General features: G+C 74.8%; 15 protein-coding genes. 8 read left to right on the forward strand and 7 right to left on the reverse strand.

Features of this window, described 5'->3' with window-relative positions; all coding sequences use genetic code 11:
* Positions 1-6 precede the first annotated feature (6 nt).
* From GCU60_RS00775 to GCU60_RS00805, 7 genes are all read left to right on the forward strand, one after another.
* Complete coding sequence (locus GCU60_RS00775) at positions 7-1,497, forward strand: HAD-IIIA family hydrolase (RefSeq protein ID WP_163201728.1); 1,491 nt, start codon at positions 7-9, stop codon at positions 1,495-1,497.
* Positions 1,494-2,495 (forward strand): glycosyltransferase family 9 protein, encoded by a 1,002-nt coding sequence (locus GCU60_RS00780; protein ID WP_163201729.1) that lies wholly within the window; start codon positions 1,494-1,496, stop codon positions 2,493-2,495. Before GCU60_RS00775 ends, GCU60_RS00780 begins: the two co-directional genes overlap by 4 nt.
* Positions 2,492-3,472 carry a glycosyltransferase gene (locus GCU60_RS00785; protein WP_163201730.1) on the forward strand — a complete coding sequence of 327 codons (981 nt, stop codon included), beginning with the start codon at positions 2,492-2,494 and terminating at the stop codon, positions 3,470-3,472. The genes GCU60_RS00780 and GCU60_RS00785 overlap by 4 nt, the downstream gene beginning before the upstream one ends.
* The gene (locus GCU60_RS00790) at positions 3,469-4,683 is read left to right on the forward strand and encodes a glycosyltransferase (RefSeq protein ID WP_163201731.1); all 1,215 of its coding nucleotides are present in this window, start codon (positions 3,469-3,471) and stop codon (positions 4,681-4,683) included. The genes GCU60_RS00785 and GCU60_RS00790 overlap by 4 nt, the downstream gene beginning before the upstream one ends.
* The gene (locus GCU60_RS00795) at positions 4,680-5,378 is read left to right on the forward strand and encodes a D-sedoheptulose-7-phosphate isomerase (protein ID WP_239520227.1); all 699 of its coding nucleotides are present in this window, start codon (positions 4,680-4,682) and stop codon (positions 5,376-5,378) included. The genes GCU60_RS00790 and GCU60_RS00795 overlap by 4 nt, the downstream gene beginning before the upstream one ends.
* The gene (gene rfaE2 / locus GCU60_RS00800) at positions 5,375-6,751 is read left to right on the forward strand and encodes a D-glycero-beta-D-manno-heptose 1-phosphate adenylyltransferase (RefSeq protein ID WP_163201732.1); all 1,377 of its coding nucleotides are present in this window, start codon (positions 5,375-5,377) and stop codon (positions 6,749-6,751) included. The genes GCU60_RS00795 and rfaE2 overlap by 4 nt, the downstream gene beginning before the upstream one ends.
* 74 nt (positions 6,752-6,825) lie before the next feature.
* Positions 6,826-7,740, forward strand: coding sequence for a glycosyltransferase family 9 protein (locus GCU60_RS00805; RefSeq protein ID WP_345770301.1), 915 nt, complete (start codon positions 6,826-6,828; stop codon positions 7,738-7,740).
* Positions 7,741-7,782: 42 nt separating this feature from the next.
* Here GCU60_RS00805 and GCU60_RS00810 read toward each other — a convergent pair whose 3' ends face one another.
* The 7 genes from GCU60_RS00810 to GCU60_RS00840 form a co-directional block, all read right to left on the reverse strand.
* Positions 7,783-9,375, reverse strand: a complete 1,593-nt coding sequence (locus tag GCU60_RS00810; RefSeq protein ID WP_345770302.1) for a VWA domain-containing protein — start codon at positions 9,373-9,375, stop codon at positions 7,783-7,785.
* 180 nt (positions 9,376-9,555) lie between these two features.
* Positions 9,556-10,542, reverse strand: coding sequence for an NAD-dependent epimerase/dehydratase family protein (locus GCU60_RS00815; RefSeq protein WP_163201735.1), 987 nt, complete (start codon positions 10,540-10,542; stop codon positions 9,556-9,558).
* A gap of 189 nt (positions 10,543-10,731) precedes the next feature.
* Positions 10,732-12,057, reverse strand: a complete 1,326-nt coding sequence (locus tag GCU60_RS00820) for an ABC transporter substrate-binding protein (protein ID WP_163201736.1) — start codon at positions 12,055-12,057, stop codon at positions 10,732-10,734.
* Positions 12,058-12,170: 113 nt separating this feature from the next.
* On the reverse strand, positions 12,171-13,349 hold the full coding sequence (locus GCU60_RS00825; protein ID WP_163201737.1) for a branched-chain amino acid ABC transporter permease: 1,179 nt from the start codon (positions 13,347-13,349) through the stop codon (positions 12,171-12,173).
* 2 nt (positions 13,350-13,351) lie between these two features.
* Positions 13,352-14,236, reverse strand: a complete 885-nt coding sequence (locus GCU60_RS00830; RefSeq protein ID WP_163201738.1) for an ABC transporter permease subunit — start codon at positions 14,234-14,236, stop codon at positions 13,352-13,354.
* A gap of 34 nt (positions 14,237-14,270) precedes the next feature.
* The gene (locus GCU60_RS00835; RefSeq protein ID WP_163201739.1) at positions 14,271-15,044 is read right to left on the reverse strand and encodes an ABC transporter ATP-binding protein; all 774 of its coding nucleotides are present in this window, start codon (positions 15,042-15,044) and stop codon (positions 14,271-14,273) included.
* On the reverse strand, positions 15,037-15,906 hold the full coding sequence (locus GCU60_RS00840) for an ATP-binding cassette domain-containing protein (RefSeq protein ID WP_163201740.1): 870 nt from the start codon (positions 15,904-15,906) through the stop codon (positions 15,037-15,039). Before GCU60_RS00840 ends, GCU60_RS00835 begins: the two co-directional genes overlap by 8 nt.
* A 171-nt stretch (positions 15,907-16,077) precedes the next feature.
* Here GCU60_RS00840 and GCU60_RS00845 point away from each other — a divergent pair, with 171 nt between their 5' ends.
* On the forward strand, positions 16,078-17,295 hold the full coding sequence (locus GCU60_RS00845) for a PucR family transcriptional regulator (RefSeq protein ID WP_163201741.1): 1,218 nt from the start codon (positions 16,078-16,080) through the stop codon (positions 17,293-17,295).
* Positions 17,296-17,326: the final 31 nt, after the last annotated feature.

The raw sequence follows: 17,326 nt of genomic DNA on the forward strand, positions 1-17,326 counted from the left end.
GCGATCATGCTCGCGCAGGTGACCGTGGTCGTGCCGACGATCGGGCGTGCCTCGCTCGACGTCCTGCTCGACGCGCTCGCCGCTGCTCCCGGGCCGCGCCCGGCCGAGCTGATCCTGGTCGACGACCGGCCCACCGGCGAGCCGCTGCAGCCGGACCGTCCCGGGCTCCCGCCGGTCCGCGTCGTGCGCACCGGCGGCGGCGGGCCGGCCCGCGCCCGCAACCTGGGCTGGCGCAGTGCCCGCACCGAGTGGATCGCCTTCCTCGACGACGACGTCGTGACCGACCGCGACTGGTACTCCCGGCTGGAGAGCGACCTGGCCGACCTGCCGGCCGACGTCGCCGGCAGCCAGGGCCGGGTGCGGGTCCCGCTGCCCGGGCACCGTCGCCCCACCGACTGGGAGCGCGGCACCGCCGGGCTGGCCACCTCCAGCTGGATCACCGCCGACCTCGCCTACCGCCGCGCCGCCCTGGCCGCCGTCGGGGGCTTCGACGAACGCTTCCCGCGCGCCTTCCGCGAGGACTCCGACCTCGCCCTGCGCGTTCTGGACACCGGCTCCCGGCTGGTCCGCGGCGAGCGGTGGATCACCCACCCGGTCCGGCCCACCGACCGCTGGGTCAGCGTGCGCGTGCAGGCCGGCAACGCCGACGACGTCCTGATGCGCCGGCTGCACGGCCGCGACTGGCGGGACCGGGCCGACGCCGCGCTCGGCCGCCGTCCGCAGCACATGGCGGTCACGGCCGCGGCGCTCGCCACGGTCGGTCTCGCCGCGGCCCGCCGGCCCCGCGCCGCGCTGGCCGCCGCGGCCGCCTGGGCCGCCGGCACCGGGGAGTTCGCCTGGCGGCGGATCGCCCCCGGCCCGAGGACGAGGGCCGAAATCGCCACTATGGCCCTGACGAGCGCCGCGATCCCGCCGCTGGCCACCTGGCACTGGCTGCGCGGCGTCGTGCAGCACGTCGGCGTCCGTCGCTGGCGGGGCCTGCCCGACCTGGTGCTCTTCGACCGCGACGGCACCCTGGTGCACGACTACCCCTACAACGGCGATCCGGAGTGGGTCCGCCCGGTGGACGGCGCCCGCGAGGCGCTGGACGCGCTGCGCGCCCGCGGCGTGAAGGTCGGCGTGGTCAGCAACCAGTCCGGCGTGGCCCGCGGGCTCATCACTCCCGACCAGGTGGACGCCTGCATGAAGCGGCTGGACGAGCTGATCGGCCCGTTCGACACCGTCCAGTACTGCCCGCACGGCCCCGACGACGGCTGCGACTGCCGCAAGCCAGCTCCCGGGATGGTCACCGCCGCCTGCGCCGAACTGGGCGTCGACCCCGCCCGATGCGTGGTGATCGGTGACATCGGTGCCGACGTCGAGGCGGCCGCCGCGGCCGGGTCGGCCGGGATCATGGTGCCCACCCCCGTCACCCGCCGCGAGGAGGTCGAGGCCGCGCCGCAGCGCGCGGAGACGCTGACGGAGGCGGTCGGGCGCGTCCTGGGCGGGCACTGGTGAGCCGCACCGTGCTCGTCGCGCGGCTGGACAACGCCGGCGACGTGCTCCTCCAGGGCCCGCTGGTCCGCGCCGTCGCCGCCGGGGCCGACCGCGTGGTCGTGCTCGCCGGGCCCGCCGGCGCCGCCGCGGCGGAGCTGCTGCCCGGCGTGGACGAGGTCTGGACCTGGGCCTGCCCCTGGATCCTCGGCGACCCGCCGCCCGTGGACCCCGCCGACCTGGCCGCGCTCACCGCGCGGATCCGGGACCTGGCGCCCGACGAGGCGCTGATCTCCACGTCCTTCCACCAGTCGCCCCTGCCCCTGGCCCTGGTGCTCCGCGCGGGCGGCGTGCCCCGCATCTCGGCGATCAGCGTCGACTACCCGGGCTCGCTGCTCGACGTCCGGCACCGGGTCGAGGACGACCTGCCCGAGCCCGAGCGCGCGCTCTCCCTCGCCCGCGCGGCGGGGTTCGAGCTGCCCGACGGCGACGACGGGCGGCTCGCCGTCCGCCGCCCGTTGCCGGCGGTGGCGCACGAGCCGGGCTACGTCGTGCTGCACCCCGGCGCCTCGGTGTCGGCCCGGGCCTGGCCGGCGCAGCGCTGCGCCGAGGCCGTCGAGGCGCTGGCCGACGCCGGGTACCGCGTGCTGGTCACCGGCGGGCCGGGCGAACGGGAGCTCACCGCCGCCGTCGCCGGCACCCGGGGCACCGACCTGGGTGGGGAGACCACGCTGGCCGAGATGGCGGCGCTGCTGGACGGCGCGGCCGCGGTCGTCGTCGGCAACACCGGACCGGCGCACCTGGCGGCCGCCGTCGGCACCCCGGTCGTCTCGCTCTTCGCGCCCGTCGTCCCCGCGGCCCGGTGGGCGCCCTACGGCGTGCCCACCGTGCTCCTCGGCGACCAGTTCGCCGCCTGCCGCGACACCCGGGCCCGCGAGTGCCCGGTGCCCGGCCACCCCTGCCTGACCTCGGTGACGGCGCAGGACGTCGTCGCCGCCGTGGAGAAGCTGGTGAGCGCGTGAAGGTCCTGGTCTGGCACGTGCACGGCTCCTGGACGACGTCCTTCGTCCAGGGCGACCACGAGTACCTGATCCCGGTCACCCCCGGCCGCGACGCCGACGGTCTCGGCCGCGCCCGCACCTGGGACTGGCCGGCGTCGGCCCGCGAGGTGACCCCCGAGCAGCTGCGCGACGAGCACGTCGACGTCGTGGTGCTGCAGCGCCGACGCGACCTGGACCTGGTGCGCGAATGGCTGGGCCGCGAGCCCGGCCGGGACCTGCCAGCGGTCTTCCTCGAGCACAACGCGCCGGGGCTGGAGCCGGGCGACGGGCCGGTGCCGCACACCCGGCACCCGATGGCCGACCAGTCCGGCATCCCGATCGCGCACGTCACCTCCTTCAACGAGCTGTTCTACGACAACGGCCGCGCGCCGACGACGGTCATCGAGCACGGCATCGTCGACCCGGGGGAGCGCTACACCGGGGAGCTGGCGCGGGCCGCCGTCGTCACCAACGAGCCGGTGCGCCGGGGCCGGACCGTGGGCGCGGACCTGCTGCCCGGGCTGGCCGCCGCCGCGCCGGTCGACGTCTTCGGCATGGGGCTGGCCGGGCTGCACGAGAAGTACGGCCTGGACCCCGAGCGGGTCGCGCTGCACGACGACCCGCCGCAGGCGGCCATGCACACCGAGCTGGCCCGCCGCCGGGTCTACGTGCACCCGGTCCGCTGGACCTCCCTGGGGCTGTCGCTGCTGGAGGCCATGCACCTCGGCATGCCGGTGGTCGGCCTGGCCACCACCGAGGCGGTGGAGGCGGTCCCGGCCGAGGCCGGCGTCCTCTCCACCAGGCCGGACCGGCTGTGGGAGGCCGTGCGGCACTTCGTGGACGACGAGGACGCCGCCCGGCTGGCCGGCAAGGCCGCCCGCGCCGCCGCGCTGGAGCGCTACGGCCTGGCCCGATTCCTGCAGGACTGGGATCGCCTGCTCGGAGAGGTGACGCGATGAGGATCGACCTGGTCAGCGAGCACGCCAGCCCGCTCGCCGCGATCGGCGGCGTCGACGCCGGCGGGCAGAACGTGCACGTCGCCGCACTGGCCGCCGGGCTCGCGCAGCGCGGGCACGAGGTCACCGTGCACACCCGCCGGGACGACGCCGCGCTGCCCGAGCGGGTCGTGGTGCAGGACGGCTACAACGTCGTCCACGTGACCGCCGGCCCGCCCGAGCCGCTGCCCAAGGACGAGCTCCTGCAGCACATGCCGGCGTTCGCGCGGGTGCTGCGGCACGGCTGGGCCGCGGCCCGGCCCGACGTCGTGCACGCCCACTTCTGGATGAGCGGTCTGGCCTCGGTCGAGGCCTCGGCCAGCCTGCTCTCCCCGGTGCCGGTGCTGCAGACCTTCCATGCGCTCGGCTCGGTCAAGCGGCGCCACCAGGGCGACGCCGACACCTCGCCCGCCGAGCGCATCGACCTCGAGCGCGGGCTGTGCCGCGACGTCAGCCACGTCGTGGCCACCTGCTCCGACGAGGTGTTCGAGCTGCGCCGCCTCGGGCTGACCACCGACCGCGTCTCGATCGTGCCCTGCGGCGTGGACACCGCGGTGTTCACCCCGCGCGGCCCGGTCGCCCCGCGCGGGGACCGCAAGCGCCTGCTGGTGCTCGGCCGGCTGGTCGAGCGCAAGGGGCAGGACGACGCCGTCCGCGCCCTGCGGGCCGTGCCCGACGCCGAGCTCGTGGTCGTCGGCGGGCCTGCGCCCGACGCCGTCGACGCCGATCCCGAGGTGCGGCGGCTGCGCGGCATCGCCGCCGAGGCGGGGGTGGCCGACCGGCTGGTGTTCGCCGGCTCGGTGGCGCGCGCCGACGTCCCCGCCTGGGTGCGCTCGGCCGACGTCGTCCTCGCCGTGCCCTGGTACGAGCCGTTCGGCATCACCCCGCTGGAGGCCATGGCCTGCGGGCGGCCCGTCGTCGCCACGGCGGTCGGCGGGCTGCAGGACTCCGTCGCCGACGGCGTCACCGGCGACCTCGTCCCCCCGCGGGACCCCGCGCGCCTGGGTGAGGTGCTCGCCGCGCTGCTGGCCGACGACGAGCGCCGGGCCGCCTACGGCTCGGCCGGCGTGCGGCGGGTGCGTGCCCGCTACCGCTGGGACCGCGTCGTGGCCGACACCGAAACCGTCTACCGGCAGGTCCTCGCCCGCCGCCGTCCCGTGGAGGTCGCCCGATGAGCATCCCCCCGCACTCCTTCCGCGAGAACGTGGTCGCTCAGGGGACGGCCGCGGCCTTCCCCCAGCCCGACACCTGCACCCACCTCACCGGTGCCGACCACGTCGCGTCGCTGACCGCGGCGCTGGGCTCGCTGAACGCCCAGCTGCCGGCGCTGGACCGTTGGGGCCGGCTGGTCGCCGAGGTGCTGTGCGGTCCCGGGCGCGGCCGCCTGCTGGCCGCGGGCAACGGCGGCAGCGCCGCGCAGGCCCAGCACCTCACCGCCGAGCTGGTCGGCCGCTACCGGGCCGACCGGCCGCCGTTCTCGGCGATCTGCCTGACCGCCGAGACGTCGTCGCTGACCGCGATCGCCAACGACTACCCGGCCGACGAGCTGTTCGCCCGCCAGGTGGAGGCACACGGCCGCCCCGGTGACGTGCTGGTGCTGCTGTCCACGTCCGGACGCTCGCCGAACGCCGTCGCCGCGGCCCGCCGGGCGCAGGAGTGCGGCATCACGGTGCTGGCCATGACCGGGCCGGCACCCAACCCGCTGGCCGCCGTGGCCGACGACGCCGTCGCCATCGACTCGCCGTGGACCGCCACCGTGCAGGAGTGCCACCTGGTCGCCCTGCACCTGCTCTGCGCCGCGTTCGACGAGGCGGTGCTCGCCGAGCCGGCGCGGGTGCCGACCGGCCCGTCCTTCGAGGCGGCGAAGTGACCGAGCGGCCGCTTGTCGTCGTCGGCGACGCGCTGCTCGACGTCGACCTGGTCGGCAGCGCGTCCCGGCTCACCCCCGACGCGCCGGTGCCGGTGGTCGAGGGCATCGAGCGCCGGGAGCGCCCCGGCGGCGCGGCGCTGGCCGCGGTGATCGCGGCGGCGGCCGGCACCCGCGAGGTCGTGCTGATCGCCCCGATCGACTCCGACGAGGGCGCCGTCCGGCTGCGGGAGCTGCTCGCCGGCCGGGTGCGGCTGATCGAGATCCCGGCGACCGGGGGCACCTCGGTGAAGCAGCGGCTGCGCGTGGGGGACCACTCCGTCGCACGCCTGGACAGCGGCGCGCCCGTCGCGACCCTCGGCCCACTGCCCGCCGAGGCGGCCGCGGCGATCCGGGACGCCGCCGCGGTGCTCGTCGCCGACTACGGCCGCGGGACGACGGCGGCGGCCGACGTCCGGGACGCACTGGGCGCCGCCCGCGGGCCGGTCGTGTGGGATCCGCACCCCCGCGGCGCGGACCCGGTGCCGAACGCCCGGCTCGTCACGCCCAACGGCGCCGAGGCCGCCCGCGTGGCCGCCGACGCGACCGGCACCGGGCTGGCCGTCGTCGGGGCCCGGGCGGAGGCGCTCATCCGGCAGTGGGAGGTCGGCGCCGTCGCCGTCACCCTCGGTGCCCGCGGCGCGCTGCTCTCCTACGGCTCCGGGGCGCCCATGGTCGTGCCGGCCGTCGCGGTCACCGGCGGCGACCCGTGCGGCGCCGGCGACTCCTTCGCCGCCGCCGCCGCGCTGGCCCTGGCCGACGGCGCGGTGACCGGCGAGGCGGTGGCCGCGGCGGTCGCCTTCGCCTCGGCCTTCGTCGCCCGCGGTGGAGCGACGTCCTGGGACGCCGCCGGGCCCGCCGGGCCCGCCGCACCGGAGGGCGCGGCCGAGCCCGGCGCCGAGGCCGTCCTCGCCCGGGTGCGGGCCGCTGGCGGCACGGTCGTCGCCACCGGGGGCTGCTTCGACCTGCTGCACGCCGGCCACGTCGCCACGCTGCGCGCCGCCCGCGGGCTGGGGGACTGCCTGGTGGTCTGCATCAACTCCGACGACTCGGTGCGCCGGCTCAAGGGCCCCTCGCGTCCGCTGGTGACCGCGCCGGACCGGGCGCGCGTGCTCGAGGCGCTGGAGTTCGTCGACGCCGTCGTGGTCTTCGACGAGGACACCCCCGCCGAGGTGCTCGACCGGCTGCGGCCCGACGTGTGGGCCAAGGGCGGCGACTACGCCGGCGCGGACCTGCCCGAGGCCGCGGTGCTGCGCACCTGGGGCGGGCAGGCCGTCGTGCTGCCCTACCTCGACGGGCACTCGACGACCGCACTGGTCGAGCGCTCCCGCGTGTGAACCACGACCACCCCGAGCTTTTCCGCGGAAAAGCCGACGTGAGTTTCCGCGGAAAAGCTCGGCCGACTGCGGTCGTGCTGCGGCCGCTCGGGCTGGGCGATCTCCTCACCGGCGTCCCTGCCATCCGCGCGGTCCGGGCCGCCGTGCCCGACCACCGGCTGGTGCTCGCGACCACCGAGCCGTTGCGCCCGCTGGCCGAGCTGATCGACGCGGTGGACGAGGTGCTGCCCGCCCGCGAGCTGGAACCGCTGGACTGGTCCGGTCCGCCGCCGGAGCTCGCCGTCGACCTGCACGGCAAGGGTCCGGCATCGCACGTCGTCGTCGCCGACCTGGCGCCCGCCCGGCTGCTCACGTTCGACAGCCCCGGCTACCCCGGGCCCACCTGGTACGCCGACGAGCACGAGGTCCGGCGCTGGTGCCGGCTGGTCGCCGAGGGGCTCGGCGTCGAGGCCGACCCCGACGCGCTCGACCTCGCCGTCCCGGCCGTGCCGCCGCCGGTGCGCGACGCCGCCGTCGTCCACCCCGGCGCCGCACATCCCGGCCGGCGGTGGCCACCGGACCGGTTCGCCGCCGTCGCCCGGCACCTCGCCGACGCCGGGCACGACGTGCGGATCACCGGCGGCCCGGCCGAGGTGGAGCTCGCCCGCTCCGTCGCCGCGGCGGCCGGGCTGGGCGAGGACGCGGTGCTGGCCGGCCGGACGACCTCCGTGGAGCTCGCCGCGGTGGTGGCGGCCGCACGCGTGGTGGTGTGCGGCGACACCGGCGTCGCCCACCTGGCCACCGCCTACCGGCGACCGTCGGTGGTGCTGTTCGGGCCGGTGTCCCCGGCGCTGTGGGGCCCGCCGGCGCGAGCCGGGGAGCGCGGACCGCTGCACGTCGTCCTCTGGCACGGGGACGGCACCGGCGACCCCTGGGGCACCGAGCTCGACCCCGCCCTGGCGCGCATCACCGTCGACGAGGTCACCGCCGCCCTGGACCGCCTCCCCTGAGCTCTTCCGCGGAAACTCTCACGAGGGTTTCCGCGGAAAAGCTCAGTCGCGCTGGCGGAGGGCGTCGAAGAGCACGGTCTGCAGGTCGTTCTCGTCCACCGCCGAGTAGGCAGCGCCGCCGGTGGCCTCGGCGATCTGCTCCAGTGCCGACAGGTCGGCGTCCGGGCCGAGCGCCACACCGATGACCTTGATCGGCCGGTCGGGATCGGCCCCGGCGGCCAGCTCGATGAGCAGGTTCTCCAGGGAGAGGCCGGCCTCGTCGTCCTCGTTCGTGCCGTCGGTGAGGACCAGCACGCTGTTGACCGCGGTCGGGTCGTAGTCGTCCCGCGCCGCCTGCACGGCGGCCAGCGTGGTGTCGTACAGGCCGGTGCCGCCGGGGGTGAGCCGGTCGGGGATGGTGTCCAGCTGGTCGTCGAGGATGTCGCGCTGGCTGGTGCCGTCGACGTCGGCGTCCAGCTCGCGGGTGGGCACCAGCGCCTCCCAGTCCTGGTCGCCGGCCAGCTCGTAGGCGAACACCCACAGGCCGAGCGCGAAGTCGCCCGGCACCAGGGTGAGGGTGCTCTTGGCGGCGTCCCGGGCGAGGGTGGCGCGGGTGCCGTCGCCCACCGGGGCCTTCATGGAGGTGGAGACGTCGAACACCGCCAGCAGTCGCGAGGGCGCGGCGAGGCTGGACAGCCGGGTCAGCAGCGCCTGGACCTGCTCCACGTCCATCGGCAGCGAGGCGGGCATCGCCTCGGCGATCCCGGAGTCACCGCCGGCCCGTGGCGGGGCGCCGCCCTCCGGGCCGCGGAACCCGGCCTCCCGCACGGCGACCGCCGCGTCGTCGGACTGCAGCCGGCGCACCACGGCCTCCACGGCCGTCTGCTCCGCGCCGGACGCCGACCCGACCCGCAGCACCGGGTAGTCCAGCGCCGGGGTGCCCTCGGCCGGGTAGACGGCGACCAGGTTCGCCTGGGTCACGGTCTCGTTCGCCGCGTACACCTCCTGCTCGCTCACCGGCACCAGCGGAGCGTCCGCGCCGCCCTCGGTGCCGGTCGCGAGTGCGTCGGCCGGGGAGGGGGCGGTGTTCCGGGCGGCGGAGAGCACGGCCTGCACGACGGCGTTGTCGGCGTCCTCGTCGCCGCCCAGCGAGCCGCGGACGGCGGCCAGCGCGGACAGCCCCTCTGCGCTCGCGGCCAGGTCCGGCACGGCCAGCGGGCGGCCGGTGCTCAGCGCCTGGCCCCACGTCGGAACCTCGCCGGCCCAGCCGAGCTCCTCGACCGCGGCCCGGCTGGTGGCCAGGACGACGGGGGAGGTCGCCATGGACCCCATCGGCTGCAGCTCGCCGTACCCGGAGCGGGCGGCCCACAGCGAGGAGTCGGGCACCCAGACGTCGGGCAGCGCCTCGGCCTCGAGGGCGCCCAGCGAGCCGGCGGTCTGCAGCGGCTCCTGCGCGGTGACCGCGGCGTCGACGCACACGTCGTCGTCGGTCGTGGGCACCTCGGCCAGCAGCTCCTCGGTGAGCCCACCGAGCTCCGGGGCGACCGTGACGTCGACCGTCACGCGGTCGCCGCAGCCACGGGTGGTCAGCCACCAGGTGAGCCCGCCCGCGAGCAGCAGCACGACGAGGCCTGCGGCGATCAGGACGGGGGGCACCGTACGGCGCTGGGCGGTGGGATCGGCGTGGCGGCCCATGCTCGCTCTCTGATCGACTCGGGGTGGGTGCGGCTCCCCCCGGGCCCGCCCCGTCAGAGTAGAGGGAACGCCGGCCCGTCCGGCGTGACGCCGATCACCATCCGTGCCCGGCCCTGGTCACACCGTCAGCGCGAGCGGCCGTCAGACAGCCTGGGCCCGGGTCGCGGCCAGGTGCCCGGCGAACCACTCGACGGTGCGGCGCAGCCCGTCCTCGGAGGGAACCCCCGGCTGCCAGCCCAGCAGCTCCCGCGCGCGGGTGGTGTCGGGGCGCCGGACCTTCGGGTCGTCGACCGGCAGGTCGATGAAGTCGATCGGCGACGACGAGCCGGTGAGCTCGACGATCCACTCGGCGAGGCGGAGCATCGACAGCTCGTCGGGGTTGCCGATGTTGATCGGGCCGGGCTGGTCGGAGAACGCCATCGCGAGGATGCCGGCCACGGTGTCGTCGACGTAGCAGATCGAGCGGGTCTGCGATCCGTCCCCGGCGACGGTCAGCGGGCGGCCGTCGAGGGCCTGGCTGACGAACGCGGGGATGGCGCGGCCGTCGTCGGCCCGCATCCGCGGACCGTAGGTGTTGAAGATCCGGACGATGCCGGTGTCGGTGCCCTTGGAGGTCCGGTACGCGGTCGTCATGGCCTCGCCGAACCGCTTGGCCTCGTCGTAGACGCCGCGCGGGCCCACCGGGTTGACGTTGCCCCAGTACTCCTCGGTCTGCGGGTGCTGGAGGGGGTCGCCGTAGACCTCGGAGGTGGAGGCGAGGACGTACCGGGCCTGCTTCTCGTGCGCGAGGCCGAGGGTGTGCAGGGTGCCGAGGCTGCCGACCTTGAGCGTCTCGATCGGCATCCTGAGGTAGTCGATCGGGCTGGCGGGGGAGGCGAAGTGCAGGACCAGGTCCACCTCGCCGGGTACGTGCACGAACTCGCTGACGTCACAGCGGACGAGCCGGAACCCGGGGTGCTCCATCAGGTGCAGCACGTTGTCCGGTGAGCCGGTGAGGAAGTTGTCCAGGCAGACGACCTCGACGCCGCGTTCGAGCAGCTGCTCGCACAGGTGGGAGCCCAGGAAGCCCGCTCCTCCGGTGACGACCGCCCGGCGGATCGTGCGTGGCTCGCGTGCCGGTCCGGTCACCTACTGCCTCCTCGTCCTGCGGGCGCGCTCGCCGCGCGATCGCGGGCCTCCTACCCGGCGATCACCGCCACACACTTCGGCGTCGAAGTGGTCGTCCCGGGGTCGCACAACGGCGACGGGCCGCCGGTCTCCCGGAGGAGAACCGGCGGCCCGCCGTCGTGCCGGGTACCGCTAGGAGGGGCTGACTGCTCAGCCCTCGTAGGCCTCCTCGTCGGGGATGGCGTTCGCCGGCGGCGTGGCGGCCTCGCCGCCGAACTCCTCGATCTCGGCGTCACCGATGTCGGTGATGCGCACCGGCTGCACCTCCTCGGAGCCGTTGCCGACGACGCGCTCGATCGTCATGCCGCTGGTGCCCATGTGGCTGTCCTCGGAGTAGCGGAACGGCGCGAACACCGGGCCCTCCCACTCGCTGCCGACGGCCTCGACGGCCTCGACGAGACCCTCGCGGGTCGGGTTCTGACCGGCGGCCTGCAGGGCCTGCGTCATCGTGTAGGCCTGCGACATGCCGTAGACGCGGTAGTTGGTGAGCTCACCCTCGCCACCGCACTCGTCCCAGATGCGCGAGAACTCGGTGATCCACGGGTTGTCGGTCATGTCGACCGTGGGCAGGTAGCCGGTGGTCAGCGCGCCGTCCAGCAGGGCGGCGTCGGTGACCTTGCCCTCGCTGAAGCGGTTCAGCAGGCCGCCGACGAGGTTCGGGTCCGAACCCACGTTGGAGTAGAACCACTGCGGGTCGTAGCCGAGCTGCAGGGCCGTCAGCTGCGACAGGGCCGTGTAGCTGGGCACGTTGAACCCGACGACGAAGTCGGCGCCGGCCGCCTTCAGCGCCGCGATCTGCGGACCGACGTTGGTGTTGCCCGGCGTGTACCGCTCGGCCGCGACGATCTGGTCGTCGATGTACTGGCGGATGCCGGACTCGCCGTCCTCGCCGAAGTCGTCGTCCTGGAGGAAGAGACCGACCTTGGCGTCGGGGAACTCATTGGCGATGTACTCGCCGATGATCTTGCCTTCGCTCTCGTAGTCGGTCTGCCACCCGAACGACATCGGGTAGGTCTCCGGGTCGTCACCCCACATCAGGGAGCCGGAGGAGACGAAGAGGTCCGGGACGCCCTCGTCGTTGAGGAAGTCGACGACGGCGCTGTGGGTGGGGGTGCCCAGGCCGCTCATCATCGCGAAGATCTCTTCTTCGAGGACGAGCTCGTTGGTGACCTGGCTGGTCTGGCTCGGGTTGTAGGCGTCGTCCTTGAAGATGAACTCGATGTCACGCCCGTAGACCCCGCCCTCCTGGTTCAGGCAGTCGAAGTACGCCTTGACGCCGGTCGGGATCTCGCTGTAGCCGGGGGCGGCCACACCGGTCAGCGGGTAGTGCGCGCCGAGCTTGATCGAGTCCGCGGTGACGCCGGTGTCGGAGGCCTCGTTCTCGCCACCCTCGGCGGAGGACGAGCCGCCGCCGTCGTCACCGCCGCCACAGGCGGCGAGGGTGGAGGCGACGGTGGCCGCGGCGATGGCGGTCATCAGACGACGGGAGGATCTGGACAACAGTTCTCCTCTGGTGCGGCCCGGGCATCGGTGCCCGGGAGTCGGGGTGGGGTGGAGCGGTCTGGAGCAGCGGAACGGATGGGTCGTGCTCACCCCCCGTTCGAGCCGGCGGCCTTCGCCTGCGCCGCCGACGCACGCTTGGCCTTGGCGGTCATCCGACGGAGGCGGATGGTGCCCACGAAGCCGGCGGGGGCGAAGATCATCGCCACGATCAGCACGACGCCGTAGACGAACGGGGCGAGCTGCGCGGCCTCGGTGCCGTTGAGCCCGAAGTCGGCGCCCAGGTTGGTCACGAACGGCGGCAGGAAGACCAGCAGCGCCGAGCCGAGGAGCGCGCCGAGCAGGCTCCCCAGGCCACCGATCACGATCGCGGTGAGCAGCGCCAGCGAGAGCACCAGGGTGAAGCCGCTGGGCGCCGCCAGCCGGACCACGATGGCCAGCACGCCGCCGGCGAGCCCGGCCGCAGCCGCGCTGACGACGAACGCCAGCACCCGCCAGGCCCCGAGGTTGATGCCGGCGAGCTCCGCGGCGACCTCCTGGTCACGCACCGCCCGCCAGGTGCGGCCGATCCGGCTGCGCACCAGGTTGGCGAGGAAGAAGTACGTGATCAGCAGGCAGATCACGCCGACGTAGGCCAGCCACTTGGTGCTGGACGCCGCGTTCCCCGACACCGTCTCGATGAAGCTCTCGAAGGCGTCCGGCGCCTGCGGGGCGCGCACCCGCATGCCCTGCTCGCCGCCGAAGATGTCGTGGAAGTAGATCGCCAGACCGGGCAGGCCGACGGCCAGGGCGAGCGTCGCGCCGGCGAGGTACGGGCCGTGCAGGCGGGCCGCGGCGACGCCCACGAGCGCGCCGACCGCGGTGGCCACCACGACGGAGGCCAGCAGGATGAGCGGCAGCGGGAGCGGCTCGTCGGCGTCCAGGAACAGCGCCGTCGTGTACGCGCCGGCGGCCATGAGGGCGCCGTGCCCGAGCGAGATCTGGCCGTTCATGCCGGTGAGGACGGTGAGACCGCCGGCCGCGATCGCGTAGTAGCTGAGCGTCGCGATCTGCGAGTTCTGGTACGGGCTGCTCACCTCCAGCAGCACGACGGCGAACACCGCGGAGAGGGCCAGCACCAGCAGGTGGCGCGGCAGGGTCGACTGCGGCAGGAAGGACCGGCCGGCCTTGGCGGTGGCCGAGGGGGCGTTGGCGCCGGCGGTCGACTCGGTGGGGGCCTCGTCGGTGGCCTTGCCGGCGGCGGACGCGGGGCTCTGCAGGTCGCTCATGGTCATGCCCTCCGAGCCGTGGTGCTGCTGAACAGGCCGCCGGGACGCACCAGCAGCACGACGATGAGGATCACCAGGGCGGCGACGCTGACCAGCGCGCTGCCGCGCTCCACGTAGCCGTTCACGTAGCTGAGCGCGAGGCCGAGGATCAGCCCGCCGACGATCGCGCCGACCGGCGAGTCGAGCCCGCCGATGATCGCGGCGACGAAGCCGAACACGATCAGCGAGTCCATGTACGCCGGGTAGACGAACCCGCCACCGGCGATCAGCAGACCCGACAGGGAGCCCACGACGGCGGCCAGACCCCAGCCGAGGGTCAGCATCCCGCCCACCTTGACGCCCAGCAGCCGGGCGACCTCCTGGCTGAAGGCCGAGGCGCGCATGGCCAGGCCGATGCGGGTGAACCGGAAGAGCGCCACCAGCAGCGCCATCGTGATCAGCACGGAGCCGATGACGTAGAGGCTGGTCGGGGTCAGCGGGATGGTGGAGCCGCCGACCTCGAAGCCGCGGACACCGAACGGCGTCGGGAAGGACTGGAACGACGAGCCGAAGACGATGGCGATCAGCGCCTGGATGGCCACGAAGAGGCCCAGGGTGACGATGACCGCGTTCAGCTCCGGCCCGCCCTCGACCGGGCGGATGATGACCCGCTCCACGACGGCGCCGAGCAGGAAGCCCGAGAGCAGGGCGACGATCAGCGCCACCCAGTAGGACTGGCCGGCCTGGATGAGCGCCAGGGCGATGAACGTGGTGGCCGCGGCCATGGAGCCCTGGGCGAAGTTCACGATGCGGGTGGAGCGCCAGATGAGCACCAGGGCGAGGGCGAAGGCCGAATAGATCATGCCCTGGGTCAACCCGGTGAGGGTCACGTTGACGAAGTAGTCCACGACAGTGGGAAGCCTTCCTGGCAGTGCGGGAGGGTCAGAAACCGAGGTAGGCGTGCCGGAGGTCCTCGTCGCCCATCAGCGTGCGGGCGGAGTCGGTGACGACCACCCGGCCGAGGTTGAGGACGACGCCGACATCGGCGACCGACAGGGCGCTGCGAGCGTTCTGCTCGACGAGCAGGACCGACAGGCCCTCGGCGTCGACCAGCTGGCGGAGCAGACCGAAGATCTGCGCCACGATGCGCGGGGCGAGCCCCAGCGACGGCTCGTCGAGGAGCAGCACGCGCGGCTTGGCCAGCAGGGCCCGGCCGATGACCAGCATCTGCCGCTCGCCGCCGGAGAGGGTGTGCGCGGCGTTGTTCTTGCGCTCGGCGATGCGCGGGAACAGGTCGTAGACCCGGTCGAACTCGTCCTTGCCGACCTTGCCGCGGAACAGCGCGCCGACGCGCAGGTTCTCGTCCACGGTGAGCTCGGCGATGACGCCGCGGCCCTCGGGGACGTGCGCCATGCCGCGCCCGACCATGGACTCGACCGAGGCCTTGGTGATGTCCTCGCCGTCGAGCACGACCCGGCCGGAGACCGGGCGGACCAGACCGCTGATCGTGCGCAGCAGGGTGGTCTTCCCGGCGCCGTTGGCGCCCAGGACGGCGGTGATCTTCCCGGCCTCCGCGGACAGCGAGACGCCGTCGAGGGCGCGCACCGGCCCGTAGGCGGAGCTCAGGTTCTCCACCTCGAGCAGGCGGCTGGTGGTGGCGGTGCCGCCGGTGGTCCCGGTGGCCGACACCGCGGTGCTGCCGTGGGCCTCAGCCATGGGTGCGTCCTCCTTCGGCGTGGGTCAGCTCGGCCGCGTCGGCCTCGGCGTCGACGGCGTCGCCCAGGTAGGCCTCGGTGACCGCGGGGTCGTTCTGCACCTGCTCGGGGGTGCCGGCGGCGATCTGCTTTCCGGAGTCGAGCACGGTGATCTGGTCGCAGACCCGCATGACCAGGTCCATGTGGTGCTCGACCAGCAGGACGCTCATCCGGCTCACGACCGAGCGGATCAGCTCGCCCAGCTCGTGCATCTCGTCCTCGGCCAGACCACTGGCCGGCTCGTCGAGCAGCAGCAGGTCCGGCTCGGCGACCAGGGCGCGGGCCAGGGCGACCCGCTTCTGCACGGGGTAGGGGAGCGAGCCGGGGTAGCGGCCGGCGAACTTCTCGGCGTTGAGCTCGGTCAGGGCCCGCATGGCCCGCTCGCGCAGCAGCCGCTCGTCCTTGTCGGAGGTGGGCAGCGCGAGGAGCGCGGAGAGGAAACCGGCCCGGCCGTGGCGGTGGGCGCCGACCATGACGTTCTCCAGCACGGTCATGCCGGGGAAGAGGCCGACGCCCTGCAGCGTGCGCGAGATGCCGAGCTTGGTGAGCTGGCTCGGGCGCAGCCGGCGCATCTCCTCCCCCCGCCACACGATGCGGCCGGAGGTCGGGCGCACCAGGCCGCAGGCGACGTTGAACAACGTCGTCTTGCCTGCGCCGTTGGGACCGATGAGGCCGTGCACCTGACCCGGCTCGACGACGAGCGAGACGTCGGTGAGAGCCAGGACGCCGCCGAAGGCGACGTTGATCCCGGTCAGCTCGAGCCGGGAGGTGGGCGCTGAGTCGTGCGTTCGCTGGCTGCCGGTCGGCTGCGCCAAGGGGCCCACTGCTCCTCTGCGTCGGGGAGATGGCCGCTCCGGAGGTGTCCGGACGGCGACGATTGGGTCACGAGTACGTCCCGCTGAGACTGCCCGCCGGTGTCACCGGTCACAATGGGCGCACTGCACAGCGATGAGGCGGACGCGTTGTGCTGTGCGTCACGTACGGGAGGTGAGCGGATGCAGCGGTTCCGGCCGGAGATCTCCGATCGCCTGTCCGAGCTCGCGCCACTGCTGGTGGCCGAGCTCGAGGACATGACCGACCGGATGCTCGAGGTGCTGCTGCGCAGCGAGCCCTCCTACCGCGACCTGCTGGTCACGGAGGAGGAGCTGCGTTCGTCGGTCCGCCGGGGCCTCGAACAGGGGCTGCGCACGCTCATCGAGGGATGGGCCGACGACGGCGACGCCGACCGCAGCGGTGCCCGTGCCGTGGGCCGCCGCCGGGCCGCACAGGGGGTGCCGCTCGAGGCGGTGCTGCGGGCCTGGCGCCTCGGTGGCCAGGTCACCTGGGAGGCGCTGCTGTCGGTGTCCCAGCGCAGCAGTCACCGCCACGACGTGCTGCTCCTGGAGGTCGCCGGCTCGGTCTGGCGCACCAACGACGCCGACTGCGCCGCCGTCGCCGAGGGCTACCGCGAGGAGCAGCGACGGCTGGCCGGCGTCGACGAGCACGCCCGCCAACAGGTGCTCGACGGCCTGATCGACGGCCGCGGCAGCGACCCGGCGTTCGTGCGGACGGCGTCGGACCTGCTGGCCATGCCGCTGGACGGCCGGCTGATGGCCGTGGTCGCGCTGCCCGCGCCCGACGGGTCCCCCGGGCTCGACGGGCCCGCCGAGGGGCTGCTCAAGCGCGGGGTCCGCTCGGTGTGGGGCACCCGCGGTGGCGCGCAGGTAGGCGTGGTGGGGCTGGGCGCCGTGCGCCCGGCCGACCTGGTGGCCCTGCTGACCGCCGTCGCCCGCGGGCCGGTGGGGGTGTCCGACGTCGTGGAGGGCGCCGCCGCCGCGGGGGTGGCCTACCGGCTGGCACAGACCGCGGCCCGGACGCTGCCGGCCGGCTACAGCCGGGTGGTGAGCATCGACGAGCGGTTGCCCGAGGCGCTGCTGAGCAACTCGCCGGAGATCAGCTCGCGGCTGGTGGGGCAGTCCCTGGGCGGGCTGCTGGAGCTGCCCGAGGACGAGCGGGACGTGCTGCTGGACACGCTCGCGGCCTTCCTGGCCGCCGACGGCTCACCGACCCGCGCCGCCGACGCCCTCTACTGCCACCGGAACACGGTGATGCACCGGCTCCGCCGGATCGAGTCGGTCACCGGCCGCAAGCTCACCGACCCGCGGTCCCGGCTGCTCTGGCAGCTGGCCCTGCTCGGCGCCGGCGGCCGCCAGCCCACCACCCGCTCGGCCTGAGCGACGGGCCGGTCGACCGCTGACCCGCGAC

The organism is Blastococcus saxobsidens, assembly GCF_010682065.1.
In the GTDB taxonomy this organism is placed as follows: domain Bacteria; phylum Actinomycetota; class Actinomycetes; order Mycobacteriales; family Geodermatophilaceae; genus Blastococcus; species Blastococcus saxobsidens_B.